The organism is Streptomyces sp. NPDC031274 (assembly GCF_055570235.1).
In genome coordinates, this window is sequence record NZ_JBVIHP010000002.1 from 1 (window position 1) to 14,746 (window position 14,746).

Sequence of the window (14,746 nt, forward strand, 5' to 3'; positions counted from 1 at the left end):
ACGCTGACCGAGGGCCCGTCCCCGTACAGCGGCTCGCCCAGTGCCGCGAACGCCGCTGTCTGGCCGAGCGCGAAGACGTCGGTGGCCGCCGTGACGTCGCCCGTGGACGCCTGCTCGGGAGCCATGAACTGGGGCGTGCCCGCCACGGAACCCGTGACGGTGTGCGGAGACGTGGCGCTGGAGCTCAGTGATATGCCGAAGTCGATGACGCGCGGCCCGTCGGCGGCAAGGAGCACGTTCGACGGCTTCAGGTCCCGGTGCACGATTCCCGCACTGTGGATGGCCTGCAGTGCCTCGGCGACCCCCGCCATCAGCCACAGCACCGCCGGTACCGGCAGCGGCCCGCTCCGGGCGACGGCCTCCGACAGGGAGGGCCCGGCCACGTACAGCGTGGCCAGCCAAGGCGGTACGCCGTCCGCGTCGGCGTCGATCAGTTCGGCCGTGTAGGCGCCCCTGACCCGCTGGGCCGCCCTTATCTCCCTGCTGAACCGCCGCCGGAAGGCCGGATCGTCGGCCAGCTCAGGCCGTACCACCTTGATCGCGACCGGTCGGCCGCCCTGCGTGTGCGACAGATAGACCCGGCCCATGCCCCCCGCGCCGATCCGGGCGGCGATGCGGTAACCGGCCACCGTGGGAGGGTCGTCCGCCTGCAACGGCTGGAACACCTCAGTCGCGTCGTTCATCGGCCCTCGTCCCCCTGCTCCCCTGATCCCCTGCCCCCTGATCAGCAGCAGCCTAAAGGGTGCCTGGTGAACTGCCGCTCCTTCGTCACTCCTCCGCGAGGACCCGCTGTGCCACAGCGAAGGCCGAATTGGCCGCGGGGACACCGCAGTAGACGGCCGTCTGGAGGAGCACCGCGCCGATCTCCTCCGGTGTCAGGCCATTGCGGCGGGCCGCCCGGATGTGCATGGCGAGCTCGTCGTAGTGCCCGTGCGCGACCAGAGCGGTCATGGTGATCATGCTGCGCTCGCGGTGCGCGAGGGTCGGGTCGGTCCAGATCTCGCCCCAGGCGTAACGGGAGATGAAATCCTGGAAGCGGGCCGTGAAGGGCGTGGTGTTCCCCTGAGCGCGGTCCACGTGCGCGTCCCCCAGGACCGCTCGCCGCACGGCCATCCCGCTCGCGTCCGCACCCGTCAAGTGCGTGCGCAGCGCGGCGACCACGGCCTCCGGACGCTCCGCCGGCGCCAGATGCGAGGCGCCCGCCAGCTCCGTGAGGCAGGCGCCCGGCACCGCGTCGGCGATCTCGCGCGCGTGGGCGGGTGGTGTCGCCGGATCCTCGCGTCCCGCGATGACGAGCGTGGGCGCGGTGATCGTCGCGAGCGACTCCCTGATGTCGTACGCCGCCAGCGCGTCGCAGCACGCGGCGTACGCGTCGGGATCGGTGTTGCGGTGGTCGTCCACCAGGCGGGGGACCGTGAACCCGGGCGTGAACCAGCGTTCCGGGGCGCTCTCCGCAAGCGCGTCGAGGCCCTCGCGGCGCACGAGCGCGGCGCGCTCCTCCCAGCGTGCGCTGCCGCCGAAGTGCGCGGAGGAGCAGATCACGGCGAGGCTCTCCACCCGCTCCGGGTGGTGCGCGGCCAGGTGCAGGCCGACGGCGCCACCGAGGGAGACGCCCGCGTACGCGAAACGGTCGATGCCGAGAGAGTCGGCGAGCGCGAGGACGAGCGCGGCCAGGTCGGCGACGCTCGCTCCCGGGCCGATCAGGTCGGCGGGGGACGTGCCGTGGCCGGGCAGATCCCAGCGTACGACCCGGTGGGTGGTGGAGAGTTCGGGCGCCACGGCGTCCCACAGGGCGGTGGAGGTGCCGACCGAGGAGCCGAGGAGGAGAGGGGGCGCGGTCGGGGCGCCCTCGGTGGTGTGGTGCGGCAGCTTGCCGGTCATCGTCGCTCCAGGGCTCGGTCCGTGAGGGTGCCGGCTGAGCCGGTGTAACGGGCGGGGTCGGTGAGTTCGGTGAGATCGACGGCCGGCATCTCGGCGAGACCGGGCTCTTCGGCGAGCACCTCCGCGAGGGACCTGCCCTCGTCCCGGGTGCGCCGGGCCGCCGACGTGAGCAGCTCCTTCGCGCGGGCCCGGCCCAGGAGGGGTGTCAGCTCCGCCGTGAGGCGTTCGGAGACGATCAACCCGCGGGTGAGGCCCAGGTGTTCACGCATCGCCTCCGGGTGGACCCGGAGGTTCTCGGTGAGCTCCGCCGCGTGCAGGCTCGCGCCGCCGACCGTGCGCAGGAGGTCGCGCAGGGCCTCCCACTCCGCGTGCCAGGCGCCCGCGGGGCGTTCGTCCTCGGCGGCCATCGACGCGTGGAGCGCCGCCGCGAGGGCGGGGGCGCGGCGGGCCGCGGCGGCGACGAGGGTGGAGCGGACGGGGTTCGCCTTGTGGGGCATGGCGGAGGAGCCGCCCCCCGCTCCCTCGGAGAGTTCGGTGAGCTCCGTGCGGGAGAGGGTGAGGATGTCCGTGGCCGCCTTGCCGAGGGCCCCGGCGGTGAAGGCGAGCACCGAGGCGATGTCGGCGACCGGGGTGCGGAGCGTGTGCCAGGGAAGGGCGGGTTCGGCAAGACCCAGGTGGTCGGCGTAGGCCAAGACGAGGCCCGCTCCGAGCCCGGCGTCCGCCGCGAACGGCCCCGGCGGGCGTGCCCCGCGCGCGTACGCCCCGAACGCGGCCAACGTACCCGCCGCGCCCCCCAGTTGAGCCGGAAGCGCGTCTCGTACCGGCCTCACTCTGTCCCGTGCGTCGAGCACCAGCGAGCGCCAGCCCGCCGCCTTCAGGCCGAACGTCGTCGGGACCGCGTGCTGCGTCAGGGTGCGGCCCGGCATCACCGTGTCCCGGTGCCGCGTCGCGAGGCGGGCGAGTGCCGTCTCCGTGCGGGTCAGGTCCGCAAGGATCAGGTCCAGCGTGCGCCGCGCGACCAGCATCATCGCCGTGTCCATGATGTCCTGGCTCGTGGCGCCCCGATGGACGTACGGCGCCGCGTCCGCGGGCACCGCCGCCGTCAGGTCCGCGACCAGCGGGATCACCGGATTGCCGCCCGCCCGCGCGCGGAGCGCGAGATCGCGTACGTCGAAGCGATCGGCGTCGGCCGCGGCGGAGACGGCCGTCGCCGCCTCCGCCGGGGCCAGACCCACCGTCGCCTGAGCCCGCGTCAGCGCCGCCTGCGCGTCGAGCATCGCCTGCAGGAAGGCGGTGTCGCCCGTCGCGGCTTCGGCGGGGGAGCCCGCACGCCCGGGGGAGAGCAGGCCGACGTCCGTACCTTCAAGACTCACTGGAACTCCAGGAACACCGTTTCGCCCTCGCCCTGAAGGCGGATGTCGAAACGGTACGTGCGGTGCGGCTCGGGGCGGGTGACCAGCGTCGCGCGCCGCGCCGGGTCGAGGGAGCCAAGGAGCGTGTCGCCCGGCTCGTCGACCAGGTAGGCGCGCGTGTACAGGTGGTGGAGCAGACCTCGCGCGAACACGGCTACCGCGATGTACGAGACGCCGCCCGGCGGGAGCGTACGGACCGTCCAGTGGCCGTCCGCGTCGGTCGGGACGCGGCCGAACCCGGTGAACGCGACTCCGTCACGCCCGATGACCTCGCCCGTGACCGGGTCGTGCCGCAGCGAGCCCGGTGCCCCCGTGCGGGAGCCGTCGGGTGCGGGCTGCCAGGTCTCGATGAGGGCGTCGGGTACGGGGTTTCCCGCGCCGTCGTACACGTACCCGTGCAGGGTGATCGTGTCCGGGTGGCCCGCCGGGGCGACCTCGCCGCCGCGCGGGAAGGGCAGCGCGTAGCCGTAGAACGGGCCGACGGTCTGGGAGGGAGTGGGGGCGTACGACATCAGTGCTTGTCGCCTTCCTCGAAGAGCGTCGCGGACGGGCCGTCCAGGACGATGTCCCAGCGGTAGCCGAGCGACCACTCGGGGGCGGAGAGATCGTGGTCGTAGGCGCAGACCAGACGCGCCCGCGCCGACTCGTCGGTGACCGAGCGCAGGACCGGGTCGTAGGCGAACAGCGGGTCGCCGGGGAAGTACATCTGCGTCACCAGGCGCTGCGTGAACGCCGTGCCGAAGAGCGAGAAGTGGATGTGCGCCGGGCGCCAGGCGTTGACGTGGTTGCGCCATGGGTACGCGCCCGGCTTGATCGTCGTGAAGGAGTACGTTCCCTCGTCGTCGGTCAGACAGCGGCCGAACCCCGTGAAGTTCGGGTCGAGCGGCGCCGGGTGCTGATCGAGCTGATGGGCGTACCGGCCGGACGCGTTGGCCTGCCACAGCTCGACCAACTGGCCGCGCACCGGGCGCCCTTCACGGTCCAGGACACGGCCGGACACGGTGATCCGCTCACCGAGCGGCTCGCCCAGGTGCTGCCGTGTCAGGTCGCGGTCGAGCGCCGTGATGTCGGTGACGCCGAACGCGGGGCCGCTCAGCTCCACCGCCTCCGGGTCGCGAAGAGGGATCAGCTGTTGCTTGGGGTGTCGGAAGTGGCTGCTGCGGTACGGGGGATAGTCGCGCGGCGGGTGGTCGGTGGGCGCGGCCGATGCCTGCGCCTTGGCGACCTCTATGTCTACCTCCCGCTGGCTCAGCCCGTCGGGCAGGGGTTCGGTGAGGGGCATGTGTCTCTCGGCTCCGTGAGTACGGCGAAGTGCGGTGAGTGCGGCGAGTACGGCGTGGTGCTGGGCTGTGAGTACGGCGTGGTGCCGGGCTTTGGGGAAGGCTTTGGCGAAGGGCGGAACAGGTCAGCGTTCGCCGAGCGCGATGGCCCGCGCTGCCTGGATGACGGCTTCGAGCCCGGAGGCGCAGAGCCGGTTGACGGTCACGCCCGGCACCGTCACGGGGAGACCGGCGAGCAGGGCGGCCATGCGGCCGACGTTGCGGTTCTCCTCGCCCGCGCCGTTGGCGTTGCCGAAGTAGACGTCGCCGATCCGGGAGGGGTCCACGTCGGGTGTGCGGGCGAGGAGTTCACGGATGGCGTGGGCGCCGAGGTCGTCGGGTCGGACGCCCGCGAGCGCGCCGTTGTACTTGCCGACGGGGGTGCGTACGGCGTCGACGATGTAGACGTCACGCGGACTCATGACCAGTTCCTCCAGAGAAGGCTTCGGAGGTGGCACCAGAGGAGGCGTCAGAGAGGTCGTCAGAGGCGGCGCCAGCGATGGCTTCGGGAAAGCGGACCTCGGCCGCCGTCTTGGCGACGATCTCGTCCGGTGTGATGCCCGGCGCCAACTCGACCAGTTCCAGGCCGTGTTCGGTGACGTCCAGGACGCCGAGGTCGGTGATGATCCGGTTCACGCAACCCCGGCCGGTCAGCGGAAGGGCGCACTCCGCAAGGATCTTGGGGGAGCCGTCCTTGGCGGTGTGCGTCATCGCCACGATCACCGTCCGCGCCCCGTGCACCAGGTCCATCGCCCCGCCGATCCCCGTGATCATCTTGCCCGGGATCGCCCAGTTGGCCAGGTCGCCGCGCGCGGAGACCTGCATCGCACCGAGCACCGCCACATCGATGTGGCCGCCGCGGATCATCCCGAAGGACAGCGCGGAGTCGAAGTAGGAGGCGCCGGGGCGGACGGTGACCGTCTCCTTGCCCGCGTTGATCAGATCCGGGTCCACTTCGGCTTCCGTGGGGTACGGCCCCACGCCGAGGATGCCGTTCTCGGACTCCAGGACCACCTCGACGCCCTCGGGGAGGTAGTTGGGGATCAGTGTGGGAAGTCCGATGCCCAGGTTCACGTACTGGCCGTCGCGCAGCTCGCGTGCGGCGCGGGCGGCCATCTGCTCACGGGTCCAGGCCATCAGCCGCTCACCGTCCCTCGTGCCGAGGACGCGGCAGGCGGGGAAGCGGGCACGGAGACCGTACGCCGCTCGATGCCCTTGTCCGCCGCCTGCTCCGGGGTCAGCTCCAGGACCCGCTGGACGTAGATCCCCGGCAGGTGCACCGCGTCGGGGTCGATCTCGCCCGGCTCCACCAGCTCCTCCACCTCGGCGATCGTGACCCGCCCTGCCATCGCGGCCAGGGGGTTGAAATTCCGGGTCGACTTGTTGAAGACGAGGTTCCCGTGCCGGTCGCCCTTGGCGGCCCGCACGAGCGCGAAGTCGGTACGGATGCCGCGCTCCAGGACGTACTCCTCGCCATCGAACTCACGCACCTCCTTCGCCGGTGAGGCGAGCGCCACCCCGCCCGAGCCGTCGTAGCGCCACGGCAGCCCGCCGTCGGCGACCTGCGTGCCCACCCCGGCCGGTGTGTAGAACGCGGGAATCCCGCACCCTCCGGCCCGCAGCCGCTCGGCGAGCGTGCCCTGCGGGATCATCTCCACCTCCAGCTCACCGCCCAGGTACTGGCGGGCGAACTCCTTGTTGGCGCCGATGTACGACCCGGTCACCCGGGCGATCCGGCCCGCCGAGAGCAGCACCGCGAGCCCCGACTCCATCGCCCCGCAGTTGTTGGACACCACCCGCAGGCCCGAAACGCCGGCCTCGTACAGCCCCTCGATCAGCACGCCGGGCACACCGCTCAGCCCGAACCCGCCGACCGCGAGGGACGCACCGTCGCCCACATCGGCCACCGCGTCGGCAGCCGAGGCCACCACCTTGTCCATCCGTCGAGCCTCATCTCTTCCAGGCCTTCGATGCCCTACGAATTAATCAGGGCACTGACTATCTCTGCGAGGTCGGACTTACGCTGTCACTCGTTCCGTAGGCCGTCAAGGGCGAGTATTGTTCAGTGCACCTACGAAAAAACCCGGTACAAGACAGCCGGTACGAGTCAGCCGGTACTCAGCCGGTACAAGGCAGCAGCCGGTACGAGGCAGTGGAGGAACTCATGGCCGCGGTGGACCTGACCACCCACCCCGGGCACCTGGCCCGGCGTCTGCAGCAGGCGCACTATCTGCTGTGGAACACGATGGTCTCCGAGGAGATCACCTCACCGCAGTTCGCCGTCCTGAACGCGCTCGTCGCCGAGCCGGGTCTCGATCAGCGCACCGTCGGCGAGCGGGTCGGCCTCGACCGGTCCACCATCGCCGAGGTCATCAGCCGCCTCATCCGCCGCGAGCTGCTCGACAAGGTGCGCGATCCGCAGGACGGCCGCCGGTATCTGCTGCACCTGACGGACGAGGGCAAGCGCACGCACCGCAAGCTGACCGTGCGGACGGCCCGGATGAACCAGGTCTTCCTCGGGCCGCTCTCCGCGGACGAGCAGACCCTCTTCTTCGACCTGATCCAGCGGGTCTCGGAGGCGGCGGAGGGCCTGCGCAATCCCGCGGAACCCTTCGCCGCGACCAACGGCTGACTCCCCGGCAGGGCCCGCGTCACGCCTTCGCGAACACCACCCACACCTGCCCCTTCGCGAACGGCAGCTGCTCGCCGTCGTCCGCCGTGGTGAACTCCGTGCCGTCCTGCGGGGACGTCCGCTCCCAGCGCGCCTCGTAGGCCCGGCCGTCCCGCAGGACCCGCGCCTTCCCTGAGCCGACGGTCTCGGTGAACGGCGTGTTGTTGCCCGAGCGGTCGTGGAAGCGGGACTCGCGCACCTTCACGTACTGCACGACGACCGTCGACGCGCCCAGCGTCTTGCCGTCGGCGGTGCGGGCCTGCGCCCCGTCCATGGAGACGAGCCAGCGCTTCCGCTCGGCCGACCAGTCGAAGGTGAACCGCGCGGCGGGGAAGCGGACCGTGGCTGCACGTTCCGCAGTGCCGCCCTTCGGGCGCCCGCCGAAGGTGAAGCCCGTGCTCTGAAGACCCCCCGTGCCCGCGTCGGGGTCCAGCGCCTTCGGGCGTACGAAGAGGTTGTGCGGGGCCACCTTTCCGCCGCCCCGGAAATAGGCGTCGCCCGGCGCCTTGCCGGGTGACAGCGGGCGCAGGGGAGCGGCCGAGATCAGCGGGAGAAGCTTCGACTGGGCCCCGGAGAACGCGAGGGCCGGATCGTCGAACTGCCTCAGCAGCTCAAGATCCGTCTCCCGCGCACTGCGCACCGGACCGACGACGGGCGGCGGCTTGCTCGCGTACACCGCCATCAGGCGGCTCAGGCCCGCTTCGACCTGCTCCGCGTACACGACGTCCGCCGCGTCCAGACCCGTCTGCGGGCGCGCGGGGCCCACGTTGTCGATCTTCACGGCGAGAACGTGCCCGTCGCCGTCGGAGGGCGCCTTCCCGTTGCCTCCGTTGGTGTCGCTGAGGGTGCAGCCGGGCGCGAGGCCCAGAGCGGCGACGGCCGCCACCGCCGCCACCGTCGTGCGTCGTGTCCATCTCCGCGTTCGCATACGGGCTTCCTACCCCGTCCGCCCCGGCCCTCCCACCCAGCTGAGCCAAGATCAGTCAAGGTCAGTCAAGGCCGACCCAGATCAAGGGCGTTGCGCAGGCCGAGCCGGTAGCGGGTGCGGTCATGGCGCTCATAGAACTGGATGCCCGTTCATCCAGCCGGTCTCCAACTTGTCGCAGCGCGCCAACTGTGGGTCGGCGCCCTTCAGTTCCGCACTCCACGTCCTGCGCGCGTGCTCCACCGGCATGGTGGAAGCGGCGTGCGAGCGCGGGCCGGAACATTGGCGCGCATGCGTTCCCGGCGGGGAGCCGTGGGGTGGTGTGACGTGCGTATGGCCGGAGTGCGAAGGCTGCGTTTCCGGAAAGCCGGGGCGGGTGAGACGGCTTGACCCCTCTTGGTGCCGTGGCTAGTTTCATCGCCATGCGAATATCCCGGCGGTTCAAGCAGCGGCGCGCTGTTGATCTGATGCGCGTCGCCACCGCTCTGTGTAGCTGACCTTCAAGACGCACACGTCTTTTCGTGAGAACCCGCAAGGCCGCAGGGAATTTCCCTGCCGGTCTTCCCCCTCCGTGAAGGTCCGCACTCCGGGAAAGAACTCATGCCCACACATATGCGCACGCCCACACCTGTACGGGCGGCGCTCGGCACTGCCCTCCTCGCGCCGCTGCTCCTGGCCGGATGCGCGGACAACGCCACGTCGACCGAGACCGTCGACGCCAAGCAGGTCTCCGCCAAGATCCCGAAGAAGGTGGATCCGAACACCACTATCACCGTCGGAGCCCCGGACGCCCAGGTCGCCCTGAAACTCTCCGGACAGCTCGGCAAGCTCCCCTTCAAGGTGAAATGGGCCAACATCAGCGGCGGCCCCCAGTGCTCCGAGGCATTCAGGGCACATTCCCTCGACGTGTGCTCCGCGGCGGAAATACCGTCCATTCACGCCCATTGGACGGGACTCGACACAAAATTGGTGGCGTCCAAATTCCGCGAGGACCCGCTGAAACACCCCACGTACGAAATCGGCGTCGCGCCCGGCGCGGACATCGACACGCTGAAGGACCTGCGTGGCAAGAAGATCGCCTACAGCCCGGGGCAGGCGCAGGGCGCCCTCGTCCTGCGCATCCTCGCCAAGGCCGGGCTCACCAAGGACGACGTGGAGCTCGTCGAACTGCCCAGCACCGGCGACGTCTACCCGTCCGCGCTCGGCAGCGGCCAAGTCGACGCGGCGCCGCTCGGCGGGGTCAACATCAAGCGCTATCCCGCGAAGTACGGCAAGGACGGCGCGAAGACCATCCAGCACGGGCTGCGGGACGATCCGGGGCATCTGTGGGTGCCGACCGAGTCGGTGGAGGACCCGCGGAAGGCCGCGGCCATCAGGGAGTTCGTGAAGTACTGGGCGCGCGCCGCCGAATGGGCCGACAAGCATCCCGACGAGTGGATCGCCGGTTACTACGTCAAGGATCAGGGCCTGTCCCGCGCGGACGGCGAGTACCTGGTCAAGGGGAACGGCCACCCCGACTTCCCGGCCGACTGGACCTCCGCCATCGCGCGGCAGCAGAAGACCGTCGATCTGCTGGCGAAAGAGACCGGCAAGAAGCCCTTCGACGCCGAGGTCCTCTTCGACCGGCGGTACGAGTCGGTCGCCGCCGACGCGGTCAAGTCCGGTGCGGGGGAGGGCACATGAGCGTCGAAGCGCCCTCCCTGGCCAAGGCCGCGACCCGTACCGGACCCGTGGCCCGGGCGCGCCGTCGGCCGCCGCGGCGCCGCAGGCTCGGACCGGGCCGCCCCATACCGTACGGATGGGCCATCGGCCCTCTGCTCCTGCTCGCGATCTGGTCGGCAGGGTCGGCCGCCGGATTCATCGACGCCCGCAACCTCTCCGCGCCCTGGACCGTGGTGAGCACCGCCGGTGACCTGATCTCCGAGGGGCGCCTCCAGTCGAACCTCGCCACCTCCGCCGAACGCGCCCTCCTGGGGCTGCTCTTCGGCACCGCGGCGGGGCTCGCCCTCGCGATCGCCGCCGGGCTCAGCAGGATCGGCGAGGGAATCATCGACGGACCCGTGCAGATCAAGCGGGCCATCCCGTCGCTCGCGCTGATCCCGCTGCTCATCCTCTGGTTCGGCATCGGCGAGTCGATGAAGGTCATCACCATCGCGCTCGGTGTCTTCGTGCCGGTCTACATCCACACCCACAACGGGCTGCGGACGATCGACGGCCGCTACGCCGAACTCGCTGAGACCGTAGGGCTTTCACGGGCCGGATTCGTGCGGCACGTCGTCCTGCCGGGGGCGCTGCCGGGCTTCCTGCTGGGCATGCGGTTCGCGGTCACCGCGGCGTGGCTCTCGCTCGTCGTGGTCGAGCAGGTCAATGCCACGAGTGGCATCGGCTACATGATGGAGCTCGCCCGCACCTACGGGCAGACCGACATCATCATCGTCGGCCTCGTCGTGTACGGGCTTCTCGGTCTCGTCTCGGACGCACTGGTCCGGCTCGTGGAGAGGAAGGCGCTGTCATGGCGACGCACACTGGCGGGCTGACGGACGAGGGACGGGCCGTCAGCGACGAGGGACCGGCCGTCAGCATCGAAGGGCTTGTCCGCTCCTTCGGAGACCGCACGATCCTCGACGGGCTCGAACTGAGCATCGCACCAGGTGAGTTCGTGGCGCTCCTCGGACGCAGCGGCTCGGGCAAGTCCACGCTGCTGCGGGCCCTGGCGGAACTCGACCACGAGGTCGAGGGCAGCGGAGAGCTCACGGCGCCGGACGACGTCTCGGTGGTCTTCCAGGACGCACGCCTGCTGCCCTGGAAGCGGGTCCTTGACAACGTCGTACTGGGCCTGACGGGCCCCGGAGCGCGGGACCTGGGCCGCGCGGCGCTCGACGAAGTGGGCCTCGGTGGCCGGGAGGACGCCTGGCCCGCGGACCTCTCCGGCGGCGAACAACAGCGGGTCTCGCTCGCCCGCTCCCTGGTACGCGAACCGCAACTCCTGTTGGCCGACGAGCCGTTCGGCGCACTGGACGCGCTCACCCGCATCCGGATGCACGCCCTGCTGCGACGCCTCTGCGAGGCACACCGGCCCGCCGTGCTCCTGGTCACCCATGACGTGGACGAGGCGATCGCTCTCGCCGATCGGGTGGTCGTCCTGGACGCGGGGCGCATCGCGGCCGACGTACGGGTGGAGCTTCCCGCGCCGCGGGGGCAGGGGAGCGCGGAGTACGCGGAGCTGCGCGGGAGGCTGCTGCGGCAGCTGGGGGTCGACCCGGCAGGCGGCGACCCGGCGCTCGCACGCCCCGGGAGCAGGCGCGCCGCCTAGCGCAGCACATCCGCCAGGTCGTACCGGACCGGCTCCTCCAGCTGGGCGAACGTACAGCTGTCAGGGGTACGGTCCGGTCGCCACGTGCGGAACCGTGCCGTGTGCCGGAAGCGCTGCCCGCCCTCCATGTGGTCGTACGCCACCTCGCAGACGCGCTCGGGACGCAGCGGCACCCAGGACAGGTCCTTCTTGCCCGACCAGCGGCTCGGCGCGCCCGGCATCCGGGACGTCTCGTGCGCGGCCTCGTCCGCCCAGGCCGCCCAGGGGTGACCTTCGGCCGCGGCGGCGTCGTCCATCCGCAGCGGCTCCAGCTCGTCGACCAGCTCCGCCCGGCGCCGCATGGAGAACGCGGCGCAGACCCCGACGTGCTGCAGGGTGCCCCCGTCGTCGTACAGGCCCAGGAGGAGCGAGCCGACGACGGGGCCGCTCTTGTGGAAGCGGTAGCCCGCGACCACGCAGTCCGCCGTGCGCTCGTGCTTGATCTTGAACATGAGCCGTTCGTTCTGCCGGTAGCGCAGGTCGAGCGGCTTGGCGATGACGCCGTCGAGCCCCGCGCCCTCGTACTGCTCGAACCACTTCCGGGCCAGCTCCGGGTCCATGGTGGCGGGCGCGAGGTGGACGGGGGCGCTCACGCCCTCCAGGGCCTCGGCAAGGCGTGTGCGGCGCTCGGCGAGGGGAGTGTCGAGCAGGGCCTCGTCGTCCAGGGCGAGCAGGTCGAAGGCCACGAAGGACGCCGGGGTCCGCTCGGCGAGCGTCCGCACCCGCGACGCGGCGGGGTGGATGCGCTCCGTGAGGGCGTCGAAGTCGAGATGGCCGCCGCGGGCGATCACGATCTCGCCGTCCAGGACGCAGCGGGCGGGAAGGCGGTCGAGCAGGGCTTCCGCCAGCTCCGGGAAGTACCGGGTCAGGGGCTTTCCCGTACGGCTGCCGATCTCCAGGTCCGCGCCGTCACGGAAGACGATCGCACGGAAGCCGTCCCACTTGGCCTCGTACTGCATGCCCGGCGGGATCCTCGCCACGGGTTTGGCGAGCATGGGCTTGACGGGGGGCATCACCGGCAGATCCATGACTCAAACCTATGGGGCGTCCGTGGGGTCCGCCTGTTCGGCGTGCGTCCATGAAGGGCAGGTCAGCTGCGCCGCGCCGAGCCCGGCCAGGTGTGGGGCGCCACCGAAGAGGGCGTGTTCTCGCCACCACGGCCAGAGGCTGGGACTCCGCGTCGGCGGGCGCCCGCACAACTCGTGGTGGCGCACTTACGGCAATGGCACCCGCTGAGCGCGTTCCGGCGGTTCCCTGGGTGGACAGCGTTCGACGCAGCGCCGACATGAAGGAGCGCCACATGCCCCGTAAGTCCTCCGTCCCCTACGGCTCGGTCGCCTTGCCCGCCGAGATCCTGGCCACCGCCCTGTACGGGCTCGGCCGGTACGAGGCCGTCGAGATCGAAGCCAGGAAGGAAGGGCTCCGCCCCAGCACCGCGGTGTGCAACGCGGTCGCGTGTCTGTGGGAGAACGGGCATCGGAACGAGGTCGCCAACCTCATCGGCACGGTCTGCGCGGTCCTCCGCGGAAATCCGATGCCAGGAGGTGCCGGTCGGATCACGCACGAGGCGGTCATAGACGCGTTCGGCGCCGAGCTCGCCGAACTCCGCCTGACGCCGCAGGGCGGGTGGGACGCCGCCGCCGAATATCTCCGCCGCGAAGTGCCGCGCGGCTTCTAGCAACGCCGCGCGACGGTGGCCACTGCCCGATCCGGGCGGGGGCCGCCGTCCGTGTTCAGGGCTTCGGACTCAGCGACATCGCGTCATACGGCGGCGGGTCGGCGAACGACAGCACCTCGCCCGACCGCTCATACCCCAGGACCTCGTACAGACCGCGCATCTGACCTGGGCATCCGCCCTGGCCATCCGCCCTGGCCATCCGCCCTGGGTATCGTCTGGGTCCGGCAGAGCAGATCCACGCCCCGATTCTGTCCACATGCATCACTCTCCTCCCTATGCGTCACCCTCTTTCCGGTATGCGTCTCTCGTCCCTTGCGTCTAGCGTGGCGGCATGGGTGGTAAAGCGGTCGAGCTCGACGCGGGCGGGCGGACGGTGCGGCTCTCCAGCCCGGACAAGGTCGTCTTTCCGGAGCGGGGCTTCACCAAGCTGGACGTCGCCCGCTACTTCCTCGCGGTCGGCGACGGGATCGTACGCGCCCTGCGGGACCGCCCCACGACGCTCCAGCGCTTCCCCGACGGGGTCACCGGCGAGTTCTTCTACCAGAAGCGCGCCCCCAAGAACCTCCCCGACTGGATTCCCACCGGCACCATCGCCTTCCCCAGCGGCCGCACCGCCGAGGAGATCTGCCCCACCGAAGTGGCCGCCGTCGTCTGGGCCGCCCAGTTCAACACGCTGACCTTCCACCCCTGGCCGGTACGGCGCGACGACCCCGACCACCCCGACGAACTCCGCATCGACCTGGACCCGCAGCCCGGCACGGACTACGCGGACGCGGTGCGCGCCGCACACGAACTCCGCGCCGTCCTGGTCGAGTTCGGGCTCCAGGGCTGGCCCAAGACGTCCGGCGGACGCGGCCTGCATGTCTTCGTGCCGATCGAACCGAGGTGGGACTTCACCGGCGTACGACGGGCGGTGATCGCCTGCGGCCGCGAACTGGAGCGCCGCATGCCGGACGCCGTCACGACCGCGTGGTGGAAGGAGGAACGTGGCGAGCGGATCTTCGTCGACTACAACCAGACCGCCCGCGACCGGACCATCGCCTCCGCCTACTCGGTACGCCCCGGGCCGAACGCCCCCGTGTCGGCGCCGCTGCGCTGGGACGAGATCGACGACGCGGTGCCGGAGGACTTCGACATCGGCACGATGCCGGAGCGGTTCGCCCAAGTCGGCGACGTGCACGCGGACATGGAGAAGCACGCCTTCTCACTGGACGCACTCCTCGAACTCGCCGACCGCGACGAGCGCGACCGCGACCTGGGCGACATGCCCTATCCGCCCGAGTACCCCAAGATGCCGGGCGAGCCGAAGCGGGTACAGCCGAGCCGGGCCAGGCACGAGGAGTGAAGGCCCGGCCGCCGCCGGACGGCGAGCTCAGATCGGGTACATCGGGTACGCCGCGTGGATGCTCCCGTCGCCGATGACCACCTCGACCGCGCTCATCATTTTGCCGCTGCCGCTGCCGCTCCGTTGACACCGATCGGACTGCCGTGGTCGATGCGGTGGGTTT

At 71.1% G+C, this 14,746-nt stretch carries 16 protein-coding genes and 1 pseudogene; 6 read left to right on the forward strand and 11 right to left on the reverse strand.

The annotated features are described in order from the left end of the window. From ACZ5CR_RS02995 to ACZ5CR_RS03030, 8 genes and pseudogenes are all read right to left on the reverse strand, one after another. A partial coding sequence (locus tag ACZ5CR_RS02995) for a serine/threonine-protein kinase (RefSeq protein WP_468853007.1) occupies nucleotides 1-683 on the reverse strand: 683 nt, incomplete at its 3' end. A gap of 85 nt (nucleotides 684-768) precedes the next feature. Next, nucleotides 769-1,881 (reverse strand): bifunctional 3-oxoadipate enol-lactonase/4-carboxymuconolactone decarboxylase PcaDC, encoded by a 1,113-nt coding sequence (gene pcaDC / locus ACZ5CR_RS03000; protein WP_468853009.1) that lies wholly within the window; start codon nucleotides 1,879-1,881, stop codon nucleotides 769-771. After that, a complete protein-coding gene (gene pcaB, locus ACZ5CR_RS03005) occupies nucleotides 1,878-3,254 on the reverse strand; it encodes a 3-carboxy-cis,cis-muconate cycloisomerase (RefSeq protein WP_468853012.1) in 1,377 nt (458 codons plus the stop codon). Before pcaB ends, pcaDC begins: the two co-directional genes overlap by 4 nt. Continuing rightward, a complete protein-coding gene (pcaG, locus tag ACZ5CR_RS03010; protein ID WP_468853014.1) occupies nucleotides 3,251-3,805 on the reverse strand; it encodes a protocatechuate 3,4-dioxygenase subunit alpha in 555 nt (184 codons plus the stop codon). The genes pcaB and pcaG overlap by 4 nt, the downstream gene beginning before the upstream one ends. After that, entirely contained in the window at nucleotides 3,805-4,575 is a 771-nt protein-coding gene (pcaH, locus tag ACZ5CR_RS03015; RefSeq protein ID WP_468853016.1) for a protocatechuate 3,4-dioxygenase subunit beta, read from the reverse strand. Before pcaH ends, pcaG begins: the two co-directional genes overlap by 1 nt. A gap of 129 nt (nucleotides 4,576-4,704) precedes the next feature. Continuing rightward, nucleotides 4,705-5,034: pseudogene (locus ACZ5CR_RS03020) on the reverse strand (thiolase family protein); the annotation flags it as partial. Continuing rightward, nucleotides 5,021-5,749, reverse strand: a complete 729-nt coding sequence (locus ACZ5CR_RS03025; RefSeq protein ID WP_468853017.1) for a CoA transferase subunit B — start codon at nucleotides 5,747-5,749, stop codon at nucleotides 5,021-5,023. The gene ACZ5CR_RS03025 and the pseudogene ACZ5CR_RS03020, both read right to left, overlap by 14 nt. Next, nucleotides 5,749-6,552, reverse strand: a complete 804-nt coding sequence (locus tag ACZ5CR_RS03030) for a CoA transferase subunit A (protein WP_468853019.1) — start codon at nucleotides 6,550-6,552, stop codon at nucleotides 5,749-5,751. The genes ACZ5CR_RS03025 and ACZ5CR_RS03030 overlap by 1 nt, the downstream gene beginning before the upstream one ends. 224 nt (nucleotides 6,553-6,776) lie before the next feature. Between ACZ5CR_RS03030 and ACZ5CR_RS03035 the strand changes: the two genes are divergently transcribed. Continuing rightward, entirely contained in the window at nucleotides 6,777-7,244 is a 468-nt protein-coding gene (locus tag ACZ5CR_RS03035; protein WP_468853021.1) for a MarR family winged helix-turn-helix transcriptional regulator, read from the forward strand. 19 nt (nucleotides 7,245-7,263) lie between these two features. Here the strand turns inward: ACZ5CR_RS03035 and ACZ5CR_RS03040 are convergent, their stop codons facing one another. Continuing rightward, nucleotides 7,264-8,211 carry a DUF3048 domain-containing protein gene (locus ACZ5CR_RS03040; RefSeq protein WP_468853023.1) on the reverse strand — a complete coding sequence of 316 codons (948 nt, stop codon included), beginning with the start codon at nucleotides 8,209-8,211 and terminating at the stop codon, nucleotides 7,264-7,266. Between the two features lie 597 nt (nucleotides 8,212-8,808). Here ACZ5CR_RS03040 and ACZ5CR_RS03045 point away from each other — a divergent pair. From ACZ5CR_RS03045 to ACZ5CR_RS03055, 3 genes are read left to right on the forward strand one after another with little or no spacing between them, the layout of a single operon-like run. Further along, complete coding sequence (locus ACZ5CR_RS03045; protein ID WP_468853024.1) at nucleotides 8,809-9,891, forward strand: ABC transporter substrate-binding protein; 1,083 nt, start codon at nucleotides 8,809-8,811, stop codon at nucleotides 9,889-9,891. Beyond that, nucleotides 9,888-10,745 carry an ABC transporter permease gene (locus ACZ5CR_RS03050; RefSeq protein WP_468853026.1) on the forward strand — a complete coding sequence of 286 codons (858 nt, stop codon included), beginning with the start codon at nucleotides 9,888-9,890 and terminating at the stop codon, nucleotides 10,743-10,745. The genes ACZ5CR_RS03045 and ACZ5CR_RS03050 overlap by 4 nt, the downstream gene beginning before the upstream one ends. Next, nucleotides 10,721-11,521: an ABC transporter ATP-binding protein gene (locus ACZ5CR_RS03055; RefSeq protein WP_468853028.1), complete on the forward strand. Its 801-nt coding sequence runs from the start codon at nucleotides 10,721-10,723 to the stop codon at nucleotides 11,519-11,521. Before ACZ5CR_RS03050 ends, ACZ5CR_RS03055 begins: the two co-directional genes overlap by 25 nt. Here the strand turns inward: ACZ5CR_RS03055 and ACZ5CR_RS03060 are convergent. After that, nucleotides 11,518-12,588 carry an ATP-dependent DNA ligase gene (locus ACZ5CR_RS03060; protein WP_468853030.1) on the reverse strand — a complete coding sequence of 357 codons (1,071 nt, stop codon included), beginning with the start codon at nucleotides 12,586-12,588 and terminating at the stop codon, nucleotides 11,518-11,520. The genes ACZ5CR_RS03055 and ACZ5CR_RS03060 overlap by 4 nt on opposite strands. Before the next feature lie 272 nt (nucleotides 12,589-12,860). On the opposite strand from ACZ5CR_RS03060, the gene ACZ5CR_RS03065 reads away from it, so the two are divergent. After that, on the forward strand, nucleotides 12,861-13,238 hold the full coding sequence (locus ACZ5CR_RS03065; protein ID WP_468853032.1) for a hypothetical protein: 378 nt from the start codon (nucleotides 12,861-12,863) through the stop codon (nucleotides 13,236-13,238). Nucleotides 13,239-13,293: 55 nt separating this feature from the next. Here the strand turns inward: ACZ5CR_RS03065 and ACZ5CR_RS03070 are convergent, their stop codons facing one another. Beyond that, nucleotides 13,294-13,437, reverse strand: coding sequence for a hypothetical protein (locus ACZ5CR_RS03070; protein ID WP_468853033.1), 144 nt, complete (start codon nucleotides 13,435-13,437; stop codon nucleotides 13,294-13,296). Between the two features lie 132 nt (nucleotides 13,438-13,569). Between ACZ5CR_RS03070 and ligD the strand changes: the two genes are divergently transcribed. Beyond that, complete coding sequence (ligD, locus tag ACZ5CR_RS03075; RefSeq protein ID WP_468853035.1) at nucleotides 13,570-14,583, forward strand: non-homologous end-joining DNA ligase; 1,014 nt, start codon at nucleotides 13,570-13,572, stop codon at nucleotides 14,581-14,583. Nucleotides 14,584-14,746 lie beyond the last annotated feature (163 nt).